The following is an 18278-nucleotide window of genomic DNA, read 5'->3' as shown; positions in this document are numbered from 1 at the left end:
CGTGGCAGTCCCGGCCGCCGGAAGGCGCGGTCGCAGGGCGGATACAACCGTCAAACCCGTCGCCGCAAGGTAGACAGGAATCCCCTTCCTGAGCTCGCGAAGGAAGGGGAGAGCTTCAAAACCGTGCCGTCAACCGCTATGGCGGCCTGGCCTCGGTCGCTCCGGCCCTCGCCGCGCTCGAGGAGAGCGTGATCCGCTGGATGGCCCAAGAGGTGTGCGGCCTCCCGAAGGGCAGCGGAGGGCTGCTGACCAGCGGCGGCTCGATGGCGACCTTCTCCGCCACGGTCGCCGCCCGCCACCACCGGCTCGGCGAGGACCTCGCCGGCGGCACCGTCTACACCTCCGCCTTCGCCCATCACTCCGTCGCCAAGGCCGCCCGCCTGGCCGGCATCCCCGCCGCCCGCATACGCACCGTGCCGCACACCCCGGACCTGCGCATGGACCCGGAGGCCGCCGCCGCGATGGTCCGCGCCGACCGGGACGCCGGGCTGCGGCCGTTCCTGCTGGTCGCCACCGCCGGCACCACCGACACCGGCACCGTCGACCCGCTGCCCCAACTGGCCGACCTGGCCCGCCGCGAGGACCTGTGGTTCCACGTCGACGCGGCTTACGGCGGCTTCTTCCGGCTCACCCGGCGCGGCGAGAAACGTCTCGCCGGAATCGAGGAGGCCGACTCGATCACCCTCGATCCGCACAAGACCCTGTTCATGCCGTTCGGCACCGGCGCCCTCGTCGTCCGCGACCCCGCCGCCCTGCACGCCGCACATGACGGCACCGGCGGCTACCTCCAGGACATGACCGCGTCGGGGAGTGTCCCGGACTCCGGCCGGCTCGGGCCCGAGCTGACCCATGAGATCCGCGGTCTGCGGGCCTGGCTCCCCCTCCATCTGCACGGCGTGGACGCCTTCCGCGAGTCCCTGGACGAGAAGCTCGACCTGGCCGAACACGTCCACGAGGTGCTGTCCGGCGTGGCGCTGCTGGACGTCCCGCAGCAGCCGGACCTGTCCACCGTCATCTTCCGCGTCCGCCCCGCCGACGACAGCGAGACCGCCGCCCGGCAGGCCGACGAGGCCGGCCGACGCCTGCTCGAACGGATCAACAGCCACCGGCGCGTCGTCCTCTCCAGCACCGTCGTCGACGACCGCTACACCCTGCGCGTCTGCGTCGTCTCCCACCGCACCCACCACGACCGCATCACCGAAGCGCTGGACATCATCACCACCGAGGCTGGACGGCCGGCGGCCCGGCAGGGAATGAACACCGACCTTGATTGTTGAAAGCGGTATGAAAAAGATCGGGTTCCTCTCCTTCGGACACTGGACACCATCGCCGCACTCGCAGACGCGCACCGCCGCGGACGCCCTGCTCCAGGCGATCGACCTCTCCGTAGCCGCGGAGGAGCTGGGCGCCGACGGCGCGTACTTCCGCGTCCATCACTTCGCCCGGCAGTACGCCTCCCCGTTCCCGCTGCTCGCCGCCATCGGCGCACGCACCAGCCGGATCGAGATCGGCACCGGCGTGATCGACATGCGCTACGAGAACCCGCTGTACATGGCCGAGGACGCGGGCGCCGCGGACCTGATCTCCGGCGGCCGACTCCAGCTCGGCATCAGCCGGGGATCCCCGGAGCAGGTCATCGACGGCTGGCGTCACTTCGGGCACCTGCCGCCTGACGGGGCCACCGACGCGGACATGGCACGCGCCCGCACCGAGCGGCTCCTCGATGTCCTGACGGGTGAGGGATTCGCCGAGCCCAACCCCAACCCGATGTTCTCCAACCCGCCGGGGCTGCTGCGCGTCGAGCCGCACTCCGAAGGCCTCAGGGACCGCATCTGGTGGGGATCCAGCTCGAACGCCACCGCGACCTGGGCGGCCACGCTCGGAATGAACCTGCAGAGCTCGACCCTCAAGGACGACGAGAGCGGCGAGCCCCTGCATGTCCAGCAGCGCAAGCAGATCGAGGCGTACCACAAGGCCTGGCAGGAAGCGGGCCACAGCCGCACGCCGCGCGTGTCCGTCAGCCGCAGCGTCTTCGCCCTCGTCGACGACCGTGACCGCGCCTACTTCGGCCGTGAGGGCGACTCCAAGGACCAGATCGGCTACATCGACGCCAACACCCGCGCCGTCTTCGGCCGCTCCTACGCCGCCGAGCCCGACGTGCTGGTCAAGCAGCTCGCCCAGGACGAAGCGGTCGCCGCCGCCGACACCCTCCTGCTCACGGTGCCCAACCAGCTCGGAGTCGCCTACAACACCCACGTGATCGAGAACATCCTGACCCACGTCGCTCCGGCCCTCGGCTGGCGCTGAGCGGAGCGGGAGACGGAACACGGAGAAATCAGCTGTTCCCGCCTTCCTCGGCGGTGGGTGTGCGGGACGGCGGGGGTGGCGTCATGGCCCAGCGGATGGTCCGCGTCAGCACCCGGCCCGCGGGACGTACGGCGAGGCTCTCGACGACGGGCAGTCGAGGGAGGTGGAGCATGCCGCGCGCCCAAGGCGGGAGCAGCGCGACGGCGTTGGCGGCCAGACCGCCGTAGAAGGGGCGTACGGCGAGCGGCAACGGGGGCCTCAGCAGGAGGTAGCGCGCGGCGGAGCGTGCCTCGGGGGTGGCGCGCAGTTCCGGGAGGTAGCCGGACAGGCGCTCGGACAGTTCGTGCCGGTCGCGCGGCGGGTCGGTGACCCCCAGGGCTTCGGCGACGCGTGCGGTGTCCGCGACGTAGGCGTCGTAGGCGGCCGGTTCCAGCGGCCGGGCTCCGTAGCGTTCGTGAGCGCGCAGGAAACTGTCCGTCTCGGCGAGGTGGACCCAGGCGAGCAGGTGCGGATCGGCCGCGTGGTACGGCACGCCCTGCGCGGTCGTTCCTCGGATGTGGTCGTGGATGTCACGGACGCGGTCCACGGCCCGCTGGGCGTCGTCCGCGGTGCCGTAGGTCGTCACGGCCAGGAAGGTGCTGGTGCGCTGGAGGCGGCCCCACGGGTCGCCGCGGAAGCCGGAGTGCCCGGCCACCGCTGCCATGGCGAGGGGATGCAGGGACTGCAGAAGCAGTGCGCTGAGGCCACCGATGAACATCGAGGCGTCGCCGTGCACCGTGCGGATGGGGCGATCCGGTGCGAACCAGCGCGGGCCGGGGGTGTCATGGATGCGCGCACGGTTCGCCGGTCCGTCGGGTCCCGCGACGCGTCGGAACAGAGCATGGCCCAGCTGTTCCCGGACCGCCGTCAGCATGGTTGCCCCTCGCGGTCGGAGGCGGGCCACACGTAGGGAAGGCCGGCGGGTACGCCGGGGAACAACGCGCCGTACACCTCCGGGTCCTTGCGGACCAGTGCCGAGCGGTGGCTTTCGTGGAAGGCCTCGTCGCCGTGCCAGGGCGGCAGTTCGCCGACGGCCGCCAGCGCCGACTGGTCGCGCACCGGGGTTCCGGGGCGTACCGCGGCCAGCCCGGCCACCAGCGAGGCGGCGCAACTGTCCTGGTGCCCCTGGTCGCGCCAGACCCGGCAGATCTCCAGGCCGTACCGTACGAGTGCCTCCTCGTACCCCGTCCACATCCGTACGGCCGGATGCCTGCGCCAGCCGTATCCCGGCACCGTCAGGCCGCGCAGGACCTGTAGCGCCTCGACCCGCTGCTTGCCCAGCCGTCGCCGGTCCAGCAGCAGGGCCGTCTGCCGGAAGTCCGGGTGGGGCAGAAAGGTCTGCATCGGGTCGCCCGCCCGCCTACTTCGTGTGCGCTGCGGGCGGCTGGTGGACCGTCGGGCAGCCGGACTCGGCGCAGCGCACGTCGTACCGCGTCTGGCTCTCGGCCCTGTCCCTGTCCTGCTCGGTCATGGCGGTTCTCCTCCGTGCTTCTCCATCCGCTGTGCGGTCCAGGGTGCGGTGTGCCCCGGTGTCAGGGACGCCGTCGGCCGACCGCGCGGTCGGCGAGGCCGCCCGCGCCCAGCGGTCCGGTGTCTTCGAAGGGCTGCTCGGCCTCCATCCGGGGCAGTGCGCGGCGCGACACCCGCAGCACCACCGGCGGCAGGGCCGCGCGCACCGGCTGGGTCAGCCGTAGCCAGGCCGGTGCGTACACGGCTGTACGGCGTCGCTCCAGGCCGTCGACCAGGCGGGCGGCAACCATGTCCACGGGATACACCCGGCGGGCCGGGGCGGGCATGTGGGCGCGCAGTTCGCGCAGGACGGCGTACCGGTCGGCGTCGCGGATCATGTCGGTGTCCGTCCAGTTCAGATAGGCGATGCCCACGGCGACGCCTTGGTGCGCCACCTCTGCTCGCAGCGCGTGCGCGAAGGCCTCGGCTCCCGCCTTCGAGGCGCAGTAGGCGCTCATCAAAGGGGCGGCTCCGATCGAGGCCAGGGAGGCGATCTGGAGGAAGTAGCCCGCCGTGTCGAGGAGGTCGGGCAAGAAGGCGCGGGCCGTGTGGGCGCTGCCGGTCAGGTTGACGTCGATGACACGCTGCCAGGTGGCCGGGTCAGAGTCGGCGAACGGGCCGCCCTCCGCGATGCCCGCGTTGGCCACCACCGCCGACGGCCGGCCGAGACTCTGTCGTACCGTCCGGGCAGCCGCCTTGAGCCCGGCGGGGTCCGTGATGTCGACCTCGACGGCCAGCGCCGCCCCCGGCAAGGACACGGCCAGCTCGTCCAGGGCGGGCTTCTCGTGACCCAGCAGTGCCACACGGGCGCCGCGACGGGCGGCTTCCCGGGCCATCGCCGCGCCCAGGCCGCGAGCGGCTCCGGTGACGACGACGGTCCGGCCGGCCAGCGGGCTGCTGCGCAAGAGAGAACCTTCCCTTCACTTCGGAGGCGCGTCCTGACCTCTACTTCCGTGGGGAAGCGGCGTTCGGATGCGCCTCAGTCCCGCTCCCCCACGGCCATCTCGCCCAGCTCGGACCAGTCGTCCTGCGGGATCGTCGCGTTGACGATCCGAGGGGTCTCGGCGAGATACGGCGGCAGCGTGCGCTGTGCGGCACGGAAGTGCTCGGAGCCGACGTGCGCGGCGCCGGCGTCGCCGTCACGGAAGGCTTCCACGAGGACGTACTCGGTGGGGTCCTCGACACTGCGGGACCAGTCGAACCACAGGCAGCCCGCTTCGGCGCGGGTGGCGCGTGTGAAGTCCTCGCTGATCTGCGGCCAGTCGTCCGCGTGCTCGGGCAGAACCCGGAACTTGGCGGTGATGAAGATCATTAAGTCTCCTCGGTGAGGGCGTGAGTCCAGGATGGATCAACCGGCCCCCGTGTCGCACCCTGCGGCCGCGTCCCTGGGGCACGGCCCCGGGTAGCCGCCGCCCCATCCCTCCCTCGGTGACAGCCGCCTCGCCCGGACCGTCACCTTCACGCGGCACCCCGAGCTCCGCCAGCGGACGAAGGCCGGGCCTCAGCCTGCCACGCGTACGCCGAACTGGAAGGAGCCGATCGTGCTCATCGACTCGTAGCGCACATAGGCGCCCGGGTACGGGGCGTGCAGCACCTGGTTGTTGCCCGCGTAGAGGCCGACGTGCTCGGTGTTGTTGAAGAAGACGAGGTCACCGGGCTTGAGCGCGCTCATGCCGATGTGGGCTCCGTCGTTGACCTGCGTGTAGGTGACACGGGATATCGGAATACCGGCCTGCGCGTAGGCCCACTGCGTCAGGCCCGAGCAGTCGTAGGAGTTGGGGCCCGTGCCGCCGCGCGCGTACGGCTTGCCTATCTGCGAGGCGGCCGCGTTCAGGGCGGCGGCGCCGTAGGGCGAGGCGGCCACCTCACCGCCGAGGTCGACGCGTTCCGAGGCGGTGCGGCTGGCCCGCTCCTCGCTGTCGGCGATCTCCTGCCGCTCGGCGGCGGTCAGGGAGTTCAGCAGCCGCTGCGCCTTGCCGAGTTTGGCCTGGATCTCCTTCTTCTTCTCGCCGAGCTCGGTGCGGGTGTCGGCGAGGTCCTTGAGCTTCTCCGTGGCCTCGGCGCGCCGCTGGGCCAGCTTGCGCTGCTTCACCTGGACCTTCTTCAGCGCCTCCAACTGCTGCGCGGACAGCGACTCGAGCGTGGAGGCCTGGTCGAGGTAGTCGTCCGGGTCGGCGGAGAGGAGCAGCTGGACGGAGGGGTCGATGCCACCGGAGCGGTACTGGGCGCTCGCCATCGCACCGAGCCCGGAGCGCAGTTCGTTGAGGTCGTCCTGACCTCGGGCGACCTCGTCCTGGAGTGCGCCGATCTCCTTCTGGAGTTTCTCCTGCTTCTCCTTGGCCCCGTCGTACTGGTTGGTGGCCCGCTCCGTCTCTTCGTAGAGCTTGTCGACCTGCGCCTTCACCTCGGTCTTCGTGGGCTTGGGCGCCGCGTTGGCGGCCTGCGAGGTGAGAGCCACCGCGGCGGCTGCGGTCGCGGTGACCACACTCACACGGGTGCGGCTCTGCGGCTTGGGTCGACGGTGAAGCGCCAAGGTGACGAACTCCTTCTGCCTCCACCGCCACTCACCTCGTGTGAGCGATCATCCGTGCGAAGGTTCGAGACCTCACCTTAGTGATCTTCTTGTAATCATTTCAAAGTTTAGAGCGCACAATTTCGGCCGCGTTCTGCACTGTTGGCGCAAAAAACGATCACAATCGGGCCCTTAGTGGCGGGTCTTGCGGCTCGCGGCCCTGTGGACCCTGCCCCTGGCGCGCGGATCATGGCCCTACACCCCCGTCTCGTCCTGGCAGCAGCACTGCGAACGCCTGCGGTCCGACGCGATGGGTGCGCGATGGGCGAGCGTCCAACCTCCAGGCAGTCCAACCAACCTCGTCAACGGCCGGGCGCTCAGCCGCGTTTCGTGGTCTCGGAGGCGCCCATGCTCTGGCTGGCGCGACGCATGGCCTCGTACAGCGCTTCGTCCTCCGGTGGGTCCGGCAGCGGTCCGCGGGCCGGGGCCTGGAACGACTGGATCATCCACGCCACCAGGCGGCGCCAGGCGTCCGGGGCGGCGTCGCCGGTGGCGCTGAGGACGCCGGCGTTGGCCATGAGGAGCAGGACGAGGTCCCGGCTGGTGAAGTCCTCGCGCAGGCGTCCGCTGTCCTTGGCGCGGCTGATGAGTTCGAGGAAGCCCTGGTAGGCCTGGGCGCGGAGTTCTTCCAGTACCGGGGCGCCGGGGAAGCTCATGGTCATCACGTCGGCGAAGCCCCGGTCGGCGGCCTGCATCGTGCAGACCTCCTGGACGTAGCCGGTGAAGCCGTCCCACGGGTCCGGATCGGCCAGGGCTTCGGTGGTGGCCTGTGCGTACGCCTCCATACGGTCCGCGAAGACCGCGGCGGCCAGTTCCTCCTTGGCGGGGAAGTGCCGGAACAGCGTGGCGATACCCACCCCCGCCTCCCGCGCGACCGAGGCCATGGACGCGTGCAGCCCGTCGCGTCCGAACACGGTGCGTGCGGCGGCGATGATCCGCCCCCGGTTCCGCTCCGCATCACTGCGCATGGGCGGACCTGCGGAGTCGGTCGTGCCGCCGGTGCCGTGGGTGTTCTGGTCCCGGGAGGTCATGGGCTTCACACTATCAACCGGAAAGCGCGATCCGGTTCCTGGCTGTGTACGGCCGTAACCAGTCAGCCGCCCCTTACGCGGTCGCTTCACGGGGGCCGTGGGTGTGGGCATCGAGCGTCTCCAGCTCGTCGGCGCTCAAGGAGAGCCATGCGGCGGCGGCCGAATCAGCCGCTGTCCGCGGGCGTCCGGCGCCGCTGATCGGCAGGAGGGCGGGCGACCGGTGCAGCAGCCGGGCCAGGAGCAGTCGCTGGGGTGAGACTCCTCGACGGGCCGCGAGGTCGAGGACGCTGTGTGCTGGCCAAGGCCGCCGGGCTGACGGTGATCGCCGACGCGGCGAAGGAGGACCGGGATCTGGTCCTCGGCCTGGGTGCCGATCAGATGCTGCTGCGCGGGGCGAGATCCGCCGGACGAGTCCGAGAGCTGCACCCCGGCGGCACGGACGGCGTCATCGACGCCGCGGTGATGAACGAGCCGGTGGCCGCGGCAGTACGGGCCGGCGGACGCATCGCGACGGTTCAGGGGTTCACCGGCAGTACGGACCGTGGCGTGCACTGGTGCCCCGCGTTCGTGTACGGGCGGCTCCAGGACACGGTGACCCTGACGGAACTGCGCGACCAGGCCGAGTCCGGCGTCCTCACGCTGCGCGTCGCGGCGACGTTTCCCGCCGAACAGGCGGGAGCGGCGCAGCGGCTCTTCGAAACCGGCGGCGTACGGGGGCGCCCGGTTCTGCTGTTCTGACCGCGGCCCCGAGGCCGACCGGTGGGACGCGGAACGAAACCTGCGCATCGCCTCGTCGCCGGCTCTCCAGACCCGCCGACGACTCCTGCCTGGGCGCGCTCGCCGGCGTCAGCGCGGCAGGCCGACCGCTCGGGTGATGACCGAGTCGAAGGCACGGTCGGGAAGGAGCCGACGCAAGGCGATGAGGGGACGGGCGCCGAAGCCCTTGGCGTAGCGGGTCCTGGGGCGACGGGCGGTGACCGCCTTGCCGATCTCACCGGCGATGACGGAGGGCGGGGAGTTGCGTTTGGCGTTGGCCTCGGAGCGCAGCGAGGACGCGACGGCGTCGGCCTGGGCGACGTAGGCGCCACCGGTCGCGGACTTCTCCAGCTTGTCGGCGGCGATGGCGCCCCATTCGGTGGCGATGCCACCGGGTTCGATGACGACGACGTCGACGCCGAAGGGCTTGGCCTCCAGACGCAGGCAGTCACTGAGGGCTTCGAGGGCGAACTTGGTGCCGTGGTACCAGCCGCCGAGCGGGGTGTAGATCTTGCCGCCCATCGAAGTGATGTTCACGATGGTGCCGGAACGCTGGGCGCGCATGTGCGGCAGGGCGAGTTGGGCCAGCCGGATCGCGCCGAAGACGTTGACCTCGAACTGGTACCGGGCCTCGTCCAGCGGGACGTCTTCGAGGGCGCCGTAGGAGCCGTATCCGGCGTTGTTGACGAGCACGTCGATGCGGCCGGTCTCGGCAATGATCTTCTCGATGCCGGTCTGAAGGGAGGCCTCGTCGGTGACATCCATGGCCAGGGGGCGGATGCCGTGTTCTGCGAGCGTCTTCAGCCGGTCGACGCGCCGGGCGGCTCCGTAGACGGTGAAGCCGAGCGACTGGAGCTTGAGGGCCGTGGCTTCGCCGATGCCGGAGGAGGCACCGGTGACGAGAGCGGTCTTGGTTGGCATGGCGCGATCCTTCGCAAGTAAGATGAACTCCGGTTCACTATCTATCCTGAACCATGGTTCATGTTGATGCAAGCAGAGAGGTGGGCGAGTTCCGTGCCCCAGGCCAGGGCGCCGCGCGCCGACGCGGTTCGCAACCGGAAGAAGATCCTCGCCGCGGCCGGCGAGCAGATCGCCACGCACGGCCCCGAGGTCGGGATGGACGAGATCGCCGCCGCGGCGGGTGTGGCGGTCGGCACGCTGTACCGGCATTTCCCCACCAAGACGGACCTGATCGCGGCCGTTGTCGCCGAGCATGTGTCGCGCGTCGCCGACGACGCGGAAGCCACGTACGCACGGGTCGCCGCCGGAGCCGGGGCGCTGGACGAACTGAGCGCGTTCCTCGGCCGCGTCATCGAGGCGTCGGTGAGCGACCGCGGCGTCAAGACCGCCGCGCGAACCCTCGGGGCACAGCCGGGTGACCCCAGTGACGAGGACCGCGCCGGGGCAGCCGTCGAGGCCGTCATCAAGGCGGGACAGGCCGCCGGTGAGATCCATCCCGATGTCACGGTCGACGACATCTACCTGTTGTTCGCCACGGCCCCCGTCGACCTGCCCGCACCTGCTCGCGCCCGCTGGCTCACCCTGGTGGTTCCGGGCCTGACCAGCGCCCGGCCCGCCCCCGCTGCCGGGTGACGGCGGCCCGCGCCGGTGACCGGGACCCGACGCCCCTCTGCTGAGCGCGCAGGACGAACAGCCCGACCGGGAGCCGGGCTGTTCGTCCATCCTGCGATGTGGCCGCCGGTCAGTTGGCGGCGGGTGAGGTGGTGAGTGGGTAGGGAGCGGGGCCCTCTCCGGCGGGGGTGGGCCCGCCGTGGCCGATCAGGAGGACGGTGCCCTGCGCGGTGCCGGCCCCGCTGCAGCGGACCGGCATCCCCGCACTGAGCGGCGATGCCGCCGCCGACCAGCTGACGACCGCCGACGGAGCGGCAAACACGCAGACCAGCCGTGGCCGGGCCCCGATCGGTCTCGTAGTCGGGCCGTGGTCAGGGCGTGTCACCGTAGTAGTACAGGCGGCAGCTCACGCCCGGGCCCGGTGTGCGCGGGCCGCCGGGGCGCGGGTCGTACAGGGCACGTCCGCCGGGCCACCGCGACAGCTCGGTGGGCAGGGCGACACCGTCGTCGACGTCCTCGCTCCGCCACCCATGGATGTCCAACAGCAGGCCGTCCAGCGGGCCGCCCACCAGTTCGGCATAGGTCCGGTGCGGGAGCGGGCCCGGGTTGGGGTCGTCGTGGTCGGCGCCGTAGACGCGGCCGTTCAGCAGCTGCTCATCGCCGTTCATCCGACCAGCGTTGCAGCCGCCACTGACAAAGCGGGCTTGGCCGGCATCGTCTCGGGCCGGCCCTGTGGCCGATCGCCGCGGCCGGCCCTGGGTCAAGTACGGAAGCGGGAAGGGAGAACAGCAGCCGCCCTCCCCCGCACGAAGGCCGGCCACCCCCTCCTGGCGGTGCTCGCCCGGCCCGGTAGGACTCCTCGCCGACCAGACCTCACCAGTGCGCGTCCGCCGAGGCGTTCGGCGCCGCGCTGCACGCGACCGACCGTAGCCCGCAAGAGACGGCCCGCACCCCGCGGCGATCGCCGCCCGAGCGGCCCGGCGTCCGGTGGGCCCGTTCGCCCCGAACACGACGAGCTTCACCGGCTCTTCCCTCCGCGGACACGCCAGGGGGAAGAGGCTCACTGCCTCGACAGCTCGACGCGGATCTGCGGAAGCACCTTCGTGCCGAGCAGTTCGATGCCGCGCAGGACGTCGCGCTGAGGCATGCCGCCGACGTCCATCTGAAGGATCTGACGTGTGTGGCCGAGCAGGCTGTGCAGGTGGAGGATGCGGTCCGCGATCTCGTCGGGGCCGCCGACGAAGACCATGCCGTCCGGGCCGTAGTGCGCGGCGCGGTCGGCGCGCGAGGGGGCGGGGCGGCCCAGGGCGGCCATGCCCTCGGCCATCATCCGGTGCTCGTACTCCAGGTACCTCGACCGGGCCCGGGCGTCGGTCTCGGCGACGAATCCGTGCACGGCGACCGCGATGTCGGCCCGCTCGGCGGGGTGGCCGGACGCGGCCCAGGCGTGGCGGTAGGCGCGGCCGTACTGCGCCCAGTGACCGGGGGTGCCACCGAGGATGCCGAGGAACATGGGCAGGCCCAGCTCGACGGCACGCCGCACCGAATCCGGGCTGCCGCCCGTGCCGAGCCAGATCTTCAGCGGCTCCTCGGGGCGGGGGAAGACGGTGACGTCCCGCAGCGGCCGGCTGCGGTGCGGTCCGTGCCAGGTGAGGTGCTCACCGGCGTTGACGGCCATCAGCAGGTCGAGTTTGGAGGCGTACAGCATGTCGTAGTCGTGCTCGTCGTGGTCGAACAGCGGGAACGTGATCGTCGACGAGCCGCGTCCGGCGACCAGTTCGATGCGCCCGGGGGCGAGGGACGCCGCGGTCGCGAGCTGCTGGAAGACCCGGATCGGGTCGTCGGTCGACAGGACGGTGACCGCGGTGCCCAGCTTGATCCGGTCCGTGGTCGCCGCGGCGGCGTTGACCACGGAGGTGGGCGAGGACAGCGGCATGGCCCGCAGGTGGTGCTCGCCCACTCCGAAGTAGTCCAGGCCCACCTGGTCCGCCAGCTTGATGGCCTCCAGTACGTCGCGCAACGCCTGGGCGGTGGGACCGTGGCTGCCGTCGGACAGGCGTGGCGTGTTGCCGAAGGAGTACACACCCAGCTCGAAGGTCATGGCGGATTCCTGGCGTCAGTTGCTGATGGCGGGCATGGCCCGCCGGTAGCGGGTGTCGGTGAGCTGGGAGACCAGGAACGCGGCGATGTCGGCGCGGGTCATGGCGGAGCCGATCCTGTCGTGGCCGAGGAAGCCGGAGCGGATGTGTCCGGTGGCGGGCTTGTGCGTGGGGTTGGTGATGCGCGCGATGGTGTAGTCGAGGTCCGACGCGGTGACGGCCGCCGTCATGCCCTTCATCTCGGCCAACGCGTTGGGGAACATCAGCCCGGCCAGCACGGGCAGCACCTTGTGCTTCCAGTGCGGCTTGTCCTGGGGATCGGCCAGCGAAGGCGTGGCCAGGCCGATGAAGCGGCGGACGCGCCGCCTCTCCATGACCTGCACGATGCTGCGGGTTCCGTCGGTCACCTGAGTGCCGGTCGTGGACCGTTTCAGGGAGGGGCCGAGCGCGCTGATCACCGCGTCGGCGCCGCTCACGGCCTGCTCGACGGCATCGCAGTCGGACAGCTGCCCGGCGACGACCGTGAGGTCGGCATGGGTGACAGCGAGTTTGCCGGGGGTGCGGACCAGGGCGGTGACCTGGTGGCCGTCGTCCAGAAGCTGTTGGACGACGAGGCGGCCGATGGCGCCGCTCGCGCCGAAGACGGTGACACGCATGACAGACGGTTCCTTGCGGTGAGGATCAGAAACGAGGTGGGGGTCAGAAGCTGTACGGGCCGAAGCGGCCCCAGGCCACCAGGACGGCCAGGATCAGCAGGACGGTGTTGAAGGCGATCGCGCCGGGTTCCTTGCGGCGGGCGTGGGTGATCGCGGCCAGCACCATCACCACGGCCAGACCGGTCGCGGCCAGCGGGGTGAGCACGGGGGCGATGTCGGTGGCCGCGGGCAGGATCAGGCCGAGGCCGGCCGCGAACTCGACGACGCCGATGAAGCGAACGGTGCCCTGCGAGAAGTCGGCTGTCCAGGGCAGCTGCCCGACCAGCTTCTCCTTGGGCTGGGTGGACTTCATCGGGGCCTTCCTTCGTGGATACCCCGGCCTTCAGGCCGGGGTGGGGGTACCTCCCGCTTGCGGGGGAGGAAACGAAGCTCCTGCGGAGCCGGTCAGGGGGCGTCGGTTCGCCGCCGGTACGGACCGGCGCCCACCGCTCACCGGCCGACTCCCGGCGCTCACACGGGAGTTGATAGGGTGTGAGGTATGGCGCGGCAGGTCAAGCGGGCGTTCAGGTACCGCTTTTACCCCACGGATGAGCAGGCGGCTGAGCTGTCGCGCACGTTCGGCTGCGTCCGTCTCGTCTACAACAAGGCGCTGGAGGAGCGCACCCGTGCCTGGTACGGCGAGCAGCGCCGGATCTCCTACGTGCAGTCCTCGGCCGCGCTCACGCAGTGGAAGAAGACGGAGGAATTGGCCTTCCTGTCGGAGGTGTCCTCGGTTCCGCTGCAGCAGGCGCTGCGTCATCTGCAGACGGCGTTCGCCCACTTCTTCGCCAAGCGTGCGCAGTATCCGCGCTTCAAGTCGCGGAAGAAGTCCCGGGCGTCGGCCGAGTACACCCGCAGCGCCTTCACCTGGCGCGAGGGGAAACTGACGCTGGCCAAGATGGCCGAGGCCCTGGACATCCGCTGGTCGCGTCCGCTGCCTGAAGGTGCGGAGCCGACTACGGTGACCGTGTCCCGGGATGCGGCGGGCCGTTGGTTTGTGTCCCTGCTGTGCGAGGACACCGTCACGGCGGCCCCCGCGACGAGTGCGGTGGTCGGTCTGGACGCCGGGATCACCTCGCTGGTGACTTTGTCCACCGGGGAAAAGGTGGCCAATCCCTGGCACGAGCGGCGCGACCGTGCCCGCCTTGCCCGCGCGCAGCGGGAGCTGTCGCGCAAGGCGAAGGGCTCCGCTAACCGGGAGAAAGCCCGGCGCAAGGTCGCCAAGATCCACGCCCGGATCGCCGACCGGCGCCGCGACTTCCCGCACAAACTGACCTCGCGCATCGTCCACGAGAACCAAGTGGTCGTGATCGAGGACCTGACCGTCCGCAACCTGCTGAAGAACGGGCGCCTGGCGCGCGCCATCTCGGATGCGGCCTGGACGGACCTGCGGTCCATGCTGGAGTACAAGTGCGCCTGGTACGGGCGTGAACTCGTCGTGATCGACCGCTGGTTTCCCTCCAGCAAGCTCTGCGGGAACTGCGGCACGGTCACCGGGAAGCTGCCGCTCAACGTCCGCGAGTGGCCATGCGGGCACTGCGGCGTGGTGCATGACCGCGACGTGAACGCGGCACGTAACATCCTGGCCGCCGGGCTGGCGGCGTCTGCCTGTGGAGACGGTGTAAGACCTCAACGGGAGTCCTCCCGGACGGGGCGGTCGTCGATGAAGCAGGAACCCCAGCGGGCGACCGCTGGAATCCCCCGCCTTTAGGCGCGGGAGGAAGTCAAGTACAGGTTCCTGGGTAAAGGGGACGGGGTGGGAAGGAGCCAGTGCTCCCTCCCGGGGGCAGTGCGGACGGGCGCGGTCAGGCGTTGAAGACGGCCTCGGAGCGGGCGCGGTCTTCGTGCAGGGCCCAGTACAGGGGGGAGATCTCGTCGGGCGTGGCCGTCGGGAAGCCTTCCGGGCCGCCCCCGCCGATCCAGACGTTGATCGCCACGTGCGCGGCGTGCACACCGCTGCCGGCCAGCTCCTTGTCCAGGTTGAGCACCCAGTTGCGCAGGGCTGCCTGGGCCGAGTTGACGTTGCCCAGCATGGGGATCGGGTCGAGGGAACCGCCGCCGGTGGTGAACAGCAGGGTGCCGGCACCGGACTCCCGCATCGCGGGCAGGACTGCCTGGGCGGCCGTGATGCCGCCGTAGAGGTAGTACTCGATCTGCGGCTGCAGATTCTCCACCGTGGCCTCCGAGGGGGTGGCCATGGTGAGCCCGGCGGCGGGAGTGTGCGCGGCCGGCGAGTACTCCAGTACGTCGATGGCGCCGAAGCGGACCTTCACGGCGTCCAAAGCAGCGGCCAGGGAGGCCCGGTCGAGGACGTCGGCGGTGAACGCCTCGGCGGTGATGCCCTCTTGGCCGAGCTGATCGACCAGGGTCTGGAGCTTCTCCTTGGTGCGGGAGAGCAGGGCGACGTCGAAGCCGCGGCTGCCGAAGGTGCGAGCGATGGCCAGGCCCATGCCGGGGCCTGCGCCGATGATGGCGATGGTGGGCATGCGGGACTCTTTTCCGTGTGGGGGGGGCGGGTTTCAGGAGCGGGTGACGACGACCTTGCCGGGGGTGCCCGCGAAGGCGGTGAAGGCCTCCGTGGCCTGTTCCAGGGGGTAGGTCGCGGTTACCGGCACACGCAGCGCGCCGGAGGCGGCCTGTTCGGCCAGTGCGGTCAGGGTCGACTCGTTGGGGTCGGCCATGATCGGGTGGACGATGACGTCCTCGTCCTTGACGGCGTCCGGGGTCAGACCGACGGGTGAGGCGATCCGGCCGCCCGCTCGCAGCAGGCCGGCCAGCTGGGGTCCGTCGCCGGCCAGGTGCAGCGCCGCGTCCACGCCCTCCGGGGCTATCGCGCGGACCTGAGCCTCGAGGTCACCGGTGAAGTCGACCACGTGGACCTCGGCGTCGGCGGGGGTCAGACCGTTGACGAAGTCGGTCTGCGCGCCGGGGCGGGCGGTGGCGATCACCCGCGCACCGCGGGCCGCGGCGAGCTGCACGGCCAGCGACCCCACCCCGCCTCCGGCGCCCGAGATCAGCACCGTCTCGCCCTCGGCGAGGGCCACCGCGTTCAGGCTGTCCACCGCGGTCGCCCCGGCCACGGCCAGCGCGCCCGCGTCCGCCGCCGCCAGGCCCGCCGGGAGCGGGGCGACGCCGTATCCGGCGGACACGGTCACGTACTCGGCCAGCGAACCGGTGCCCAGGAACGGCTTCATCACGGCACCGAAGACCGCGTCACCGACCGCGAAGCCCTCCACGCCGTCGCCGAGCGCCTCCACGGTGCCGGCGAAGTCCTTGCCGAGCACCAGCGGGAAGCGGTGCTCCATCATCCCCTGCAGGTAGCCCGCGGTGACGGCGAGGTCGAAGCCGTTCACCGACGCGGCGGCCACCTTCACCAGCAGCTCCCCGGCCTCGGGGCGAGGCATGTCCACCTCGGTCACAGCCGGAGTGGCCGGAACAGCGTCCAGGGTCACAGCACGCATCACAGCGCCTTTCCGTAAGTGGACCGGCCTTCCCGGTTCCATGCACCGAGCGTAACAGCACAAGCGGACCGGTTGTTCCACTTGGCTAGGATGGGGGCATGACCTCTACACCTTCCGACCGGAGCCCGGGCCAGGAGCCCGAGGCGAGACTGCGGGCCGACGCCGAGCGCAACCGTGATCTCATCCTGGCCGCCGCCCGCCGCCTCTTCGCCACGGAAGGGCTGGGTGTGTCGATGGCCTCGGTCGCCCGGGAAGCGGGTGTCGGCAAAGCCACGCTGAGCCGACGCTTCGCCAGCCGCGAGGAGCTCATCAACGCGGTCTTCGCCGACCGCATGGACGCCTACGCCGGCGCCGTCGCCGAGGCGCTGGCCGACCCCGACCCCTGGCACGGCTTCACCGGCTACATCCACGCCGTCTGCGCCATGCAGGCCGCCGATCGCGGCTTCGCCGACGTGCTGACCATGTCCTTCCCCACTGCCAAGGCACTGGAAGCCCGTCGCACCGAGTCGTACAACGCCTTCCTCGAACTCATCGCCCGCGCCCGCAACAGCGGACACCTGCGCGAGGACTTCGTTCCGGAGGACCTGGTCATCCTGCAGATGGCCAACGCCGGCGTCATCGCCGCGGGCGGCGACTCCGCCCCCGACGCCTGGCGCCGCCTCGTCGGCCACATGATCCGTTCCTACGCCACGCCCGGTGCCCCGATCCCCGAGGTGCCCGCGGCGCCGGCGCCCACGGCCCTCTACCGCGCCATGGTCCGCCTCGCCCGGACGGGCCCGGGCTCCGTGCAGGCAGGGCCCGTCTCAGCCGACGGCGCGTGAGGTGGGCCCCTTGACGGGCCACGCCCCGGGCGTCCGGGCGAGAGGCGCAGACGCGAACCGCAGCACCTGGGCGGGCGACGCAGAGGACGCCTGCCCAGGTGCTGCCGGAGCGCGGGGTCAGGCCCCCGGATGCAGTCCGAGCGAGCCCGGCGACGGGTCTCCCACGACCTCTCCGAAGTAGAGGGCGAAGGTCTGCTTCCAGCGCTCGACCGCGGCGCGGTCGGCCATGAAGCGGGGGAATCCGTCGAGATTGCCGTTCGGGTACTGCCAGACGGGCTTCAGCCCAGTCGGCGGAGTGACGTCCGTGCGGACGGACCAGCCGTTGGTGGCGGCTTGCTGCTCCCCGGTGGACAGGCGCCAGTTGAGGTAAAGCTTGGCCGCCGTGGGGTTCTTGGCCTGCTTCAGGATCGCGGCCCGCTGCCCCCAGGACATGAACGGCGTCGCGCCTTCGGGGAGCACCCACTTGACGGGTCCGGCGGCCAGGGGCGCGCCGGAGCCGCCCACGCCGATGGCCTTCTGGCCACTGGTGACGGCATCCCTCGGGGTGAAACTGCCCCGGGCGAACCGCACGTCCTGGTCAGCCATGCGCGCCAGCCAGTCCCAGCCGTATTTCCGCACATAGAGCGAGTAGAGGTAGAGGGACGCGTCGTCGTCGTGGGGATAGGAGGAGGCTATCTTCCCCTTCCACTTGGCGTCGGCGAGGTCGAGCGGGCTGGTGGGCACATCGGAACCGACCGCCGCCGGGCCGTACATGAAACTGAAGGCGGACACCTGTACGGCGACCCAGGCACCGTGCGGGTCCTTGAAGGGGGCGTACACCTTCGAGAATCCGGCCGGCTCGTAGGCGAGCAGACGGCCCTGCTCCTTCCAGCGCACGAAGTCCTGGACGGTCTGCAACTGCACGACGTCGGGCACCAGGGTGTCCGTGGCGAACTGGTTGTCCACGCGGACGTCGTGGAACTTGCTGTAGTCGACGACCACCGTCAGATCGATGCCGGGAAAACGGCTCTTGAAGCCGCTGCGAAGGCCGTCCGCCTGCGAGGAGACCATCACCGCCCGCGTAGATCACGAGCTTTCCGCCCTCCGCGAGGGCGTCCTGGTAGAGCTCGTCGAGCGTGCGCGTCTCCTCAGTGCCCACTGACCGCGGGGAGTTGCCGGAGGCCGCGGCGGGAGTGGCTGTGGCGGCGGCCGACCCTAAGGTCAGCGCGGCACCCGCGCCGGTGACGAGCACACGGCGGCGGCTGGGAAGGTGTGTCATGCGGGAACCTTTCTGATGGGGGCAACAAGCGGTGCGGCGGCAGATGTGTGTCATGCCGCACCACCTGGCCGTGGTGGGCGGCCAAGTGGGGGGGCCACCGCCGCGGTGTGGGGGGGGCCGGGCGGGGGGGGCAGGGCGGTGGGTGGGGCCGGGGCGGG

At 71.1% G+C, this 18278-nt stretch carries 18 protein-coding genes and 2 pseudogenes; 6 read left to right on the top strand and 14 right to left on the bottom strand.

From position 1 onward, the window contains the following. Positions 1-122 precede the first annotated feature (122 nt). Positions 123-1277, top strand: a pseudogene (locus ACIHIX_RS44600) (pyridoxal phosphate-dependent decarboxylase family protein); the annotation flags it as partial. Between the two features lie 7 nt (positions 1278-1284). Further along, positions 1285-2307 (top strand): LLM class flavin-dependent oxidoreductase, encoded by a 1023-nt coding sequence (locus ACIHIX_RS44595; RefSeq protein ID WP_399966362.1) that lies wholly within the window; start codon positions 1285-1287, stop codon positions 2305-2307. A gap of 28 nt (positions 2308-2335) precedes the next feature. Here the strand turns inward: ACIHIX_RS44595 and ACIHIX_RS44590 are convergent, their stop codons facing one another. From ACIHIX_RS44590 to ACIHIX_RS44565, 6 genes are all read right to left on the bottom strand, one after another. Further along, positions 2336-3220, bottom strand: a complete 885-nt coding sequence (locus tag ACIHIX_RS44590) for an oxygenase MpaB family protein (RefSeq protein ID WP_399966361.1) — start codon at positions 3218-3220, stop codon at positions 2336-2338. After that, positions 3214-3690, bottom strand: a complete 477-nt coding sequence (locus ACIHIX_RS44585) for an MSMEG_6728 family protein (RefSeq protein WP_399966360.1) — start codon at positions 3688-3690, stop codon at positions 3214-3216. Before ACIHIX_RS44585 ends, ACIHIX_RS44590 begins: the two co-directional genes overlap by 7 nt. A gap of 188 nt (positions 3691-3878) precedes the next feature. Then, positions 3879-4760: an SDR family oxidoreductase gene (locus tag ACIHIX_RS44580; protein ID WP_399966358.1), complete on the bottom strand. Its 882-nt coding sequence runs from the start codon at positions 4758-4760 to the stop codon at positions 3879-3881. A gap of 74 nt (positions 4761-4834) precedes the next feature. Next, complete coding sequence (locus ACIHIX_RS44575; RefSeq protein WP_399966357.1) at positions 4835-5167, bottom strand: putative quinol monooxygenase; 333 nt, start codon at positions 5165-5167, stop codon at positions 4835-4837. A gap of 189 nt (positions 5168-5356) precedes the next feature. After that, the gene (locus tag ACIHIX_RS44570) at positions 5357-6388 is read right to left on the bottom strand and encodes an NlpC/P60 family protein (RefSeq protein WP_399966356.1); all 1032 of its coding nucleotides are present in this window, start codon (positions 6386-6388) and stop codon (positions 5357-5359) included. A gap of 356 nt (positions 6389-6744) precedes the next feature. Beyond that, on the bottom strand, positions 6745-7458 hold the full coding sequence (locus ACIHIX_RS44565; protein ID WP_399966355.1) for a TetR/AcrR family transcriptional regulator: 714 nt from the start codon (positions 7456-7458) through the stop codon (positions 6745-6747). A 291-nt stretch (positions 7459-7749) separates the two neighbouring features. On the opposite strand from ACIHIX_RS44565, the gene ACIHIX_RS44560 reads away from it, so the two are divergent. Next, positions 7750-8196 carry a zinc-binding dehydrogenase gene (locus ACIHIX_RS44560; protein ID WP_399966354.1) on the top strand — a complete coding sequence of 149 codons (447 nt, stop codon included), beginning with the start codon at positions 7750-7752 and terminating at the stop codon, positions 8194-8196. Positions 8197-8304: 108 nt separating this feature from the next. Here ACIHIX_RS44560 and ACIHIX_RS44555 read toward each other — a convergent pair whose 3' ends face one another. Then, positions 8305-9135, bottom strand: coding sequence for an oxidoreductase (locus ACIHIX_RS44555; RefSeq protein WP_399966352.1), 831 nt, complete (start codon positions 9133-9135; stop codon positions 8305-8307). Positions 9136-9228: 93 nt separating this feature from the next. Here ACIHIX_RS44555 and ACIHIX_RS44550 point away from each other — a divergent pair, with 93 nt between their 5' ends. Continuing rightward, positions 9229-9807, top strand: coding sequence for a TetR/AcrR family transcriptional regulator (locus ACIHIX_RS44550; protein WP_399966350.1), 579 nt, complete (start codon positions 9229-9231; stop codon positions 9805-9807). 350 nt (positions 9808-10157) lie between these two features. Here ACIHIX_RS44550 and ACIHIX_RS44545 read toward each other — a convergent pair whose 3' ends face one another. The 4 genes from ACIHIX_RS44545 to ACIHIX_RS44530 all read right to left on the bottom strand — a co-directional run bounded on the left by ACIHIX_RS44545 (position 10158) and on the right by ACIHIX_RS44530 (position 12893). Then, entirely contained in the window at positions 10158-10454 is a 297-nt protein-coding gene (locus ACIHIX_RS44545; RefSeq protein ID WP_399966349.1) for a hypothetical protein, read from the bottom strand. Between the two features lie 392 nt (positions 10455-10846). Continuing rightward, a complete protein-coding gene (locus tag ACIHIX_RS44540; protein WP_399966348.1) occupies positions 10847-11887 on the bottom strand; it encodes an LLM class flavin-dependent oxidoreductase in 1041 nt (346 codons plus the stop codon). Between the two features lie 15 nt (positions 11888-11902). Beyond that, a complete protein-coding gene (locus ACIHIX_RS44535) occupies positions 11903-12541 on the bottom strand; it encodes an NAD(P)-dependent oxidoreductase (protein WP_399966347.1) in 639 nt (212 codons plus the stop codon). 43 nt (positions 12542-12584) lie between these two features. After that, the gene (locus ACIHIX_RS44530) at positions 12585-12893 is read right to left on the bottom strand and encodes a DoxX family protein (protein WP_399966346.1); all 309 of its coding nucleotides are present in this window, start codon (positions 12891-12893) and stop codon (positions 12585-12587) included. A gap of 186 nt (positions 12894-13079) precedes the next feature. Here ACIHIX_RS44530 and ACIHIX_RS44525 point away from each other — a divergent pair, with 186 nt between their 5' ends. Continuing rightward, positions 13080-14291, top strand: a complete 1212-nt coding sequence (locus ACIHIX_RS44525; protein ID WP_399966345.1) for an RNA-guided endonuclease InsQ/TnpB family protein — start codon at positions 13080-13082, stop codon at positions 14289-14291. A gap of 94 nt (positions 14292-14385) precedes the next feature. On the opposite strand, the gene ACIHIX_RS44520 is transcribed toward ACIHIX_RS44525, so the two are convergent. Beyond that, entirely contained in the window at positions 14386-15066 is a 681-nt protein-coding gene (locus tag ACIHIX_RS44520; protein WP_399966344.1) for an SDR family NAD(P)-dependent oxidoreductase, read from the bottom strand. Between the two features lie 33 nt (positions 15067-15099). After that, the gene (locus ACIHIX_RS44515; protein WP_399966343.1) at positions 15100-16041 is read right to left on the bottom strand and encodes an NADP-dependent oxidoreductase; all 942 of its coding nucleotides are present in this window, start codon (positions 16039-16041) and stop codon (positions 15100-15102) included. 98 nt (positions 16042-16139) lie between these two features. Between ACIHIX_RS44515 and ACIHIX_RS44510 the strand changes: the two genes are divergently transcribed. After that, positions 16140-16862 (top strand): TetR/AcrR family transcriptional regulator, encoded by a 723-nt coding sequence (locus ACIHIX_RS44510; RefSeq protein ID WP_399966341.1) that lies wholly within the window; start codon positions 16140-16142, stop codon positions 16860-16862. Between the two features lie 117 nt (positions 16863-16979). Here ACIHIX_RS44510 and ACIHIX_RS44505 read toward each other — a convergent pair. Further along, positions 16980-18120: pseudogene (locus ACIHIX_RS44505) on the bottom strand (ABC transporter substrate-binding protein). Between the last annotated feature and the right edge of the window lie 158 nt (positions 18121-18278).

The organism is Streptomyces sp. NPDC051913 (assembly GCF_044593635.1).
Taxonomy (GTDB): Bacteria; Actinomycetota; Actinomycetes; order Streptomycetales; family Streptomycetaceae; genus Streptomyces.
Note: the sequence above shows the minus strand (reverse complement) of the source record. Positions and strands in the feature narration are given on the sequence as shown.

What these genes read in the sequence shown, in the direction of transcription:
- ACIHIX_RS44595 (WP_399966362.1), top strand. Translation starts at nt 1,285, where the DNA reads ATGAAAAAGATCGGGTTCCTCTCCTTCGGACACTGGACACCATCGCCG.
- ACIHIX_RS44590 (WP_399966361.1), bottom strand. Translation starts at nt 3,220, where the DNA reads ATGCTGACGGCGGTCCGGGAACAGCTGGGCCATGCTCTGTTCCGACGC.
- ACIHIX_RS44585 (WP_399966360.1), bottom strand. Translation starts at nt 3,690, where the DNA reads ATGCAGACCTTTCTGCCCCACCCGGACTTCCGGCAGACGGCCCTGCTG.
- ACIHIX_RS44575 (WP_399966357.1), bottom strand. Translation starts at nt 5,167, where the DNA reads ATGATCTTCATCACCGCCAAGTTCCGGGTTCTGCCCGAGCACGCGGAC.
- ACIHIX_RS44565 (WP_399966355.1), bottom strand. Translation starts at nt 7,458, where the DNA reads ATGACCTCCCGGGACCAGAACACCCACGGCACCGGCGGCACGACCGAC.
- ACIHIX_RS44555 (WP_399966352.1), bottom strand. Translation starts at nt 9,135, where the DNA reads ATGCCAACCAAGACCGCTCTCGTCACCGGTGCCTCCTCCGGCATCGGC.
- ACIHIX_RS44545 (WP_399966349.1), bottom strand. Translation starts at nt 10,454, where the DNA reads ATGAACGGCGATGAGCAGCTGCTGAACGGCCGCGTCTACGGCGCCGAC.
- ACIHIX_RS44540 (WP_399966348.1), bottom strand. Translation starts at nt 11,887, where the DNA reads ATGACCTTCGAGCTGGGTGTGTACTCCTTCGGCAACACGCCACGCCTG.
- ACIHIX_RS44535 (WP_399966347.1), bottom strand. Translation starts at nt 12,541, where the DNA reads ATGCGTGTCACCGTCTTCGGCGCGAGCGGCGCCATCGGCCGCCTCGTC.
- ACIHIX_RS44530 (WP_399966346.1), bottom strand. Translation starts at nt 12,893, where the DNA reads ATGAAGTCCACCCAGCCCAAGGAGAAGCTGGTCGGGCAGCTGCCCTGG.
- ACIHIX_RS44525 (WP_399966345.1), top strand. Translation starts at nt 13,080, where the DNA reads ATGGCGCGGCAGGTCAAGCGGGCGTTCAGGTACCGCTTTTACCCCACG.
- ACIHIX_RS44520 (WP_399966344.1), bottom strand. Translation starts at nt 15,066, where the DNA reads ATGCCCACCATCGCCATCATCGGCGCAGGCCCCGGCATGGGCCTGGCC.
- ACIHIX_RS44515 (WP_399966343.1), bottom strand. Translation starts at nt 16,041, where the DNA reads ATGCGTGCTGTGACCCTGGACGCTGTTCCGGCCACTCCGGCTGTGACC.
- ACIHIX_RS44510 (WP_399966341.1), top strand. Translation starts at nt 16,140, where the DNA reads ATGACCTCTACACCTTCCGACCGGAGCCCGGGCCAGGAGCCCGAGGCG.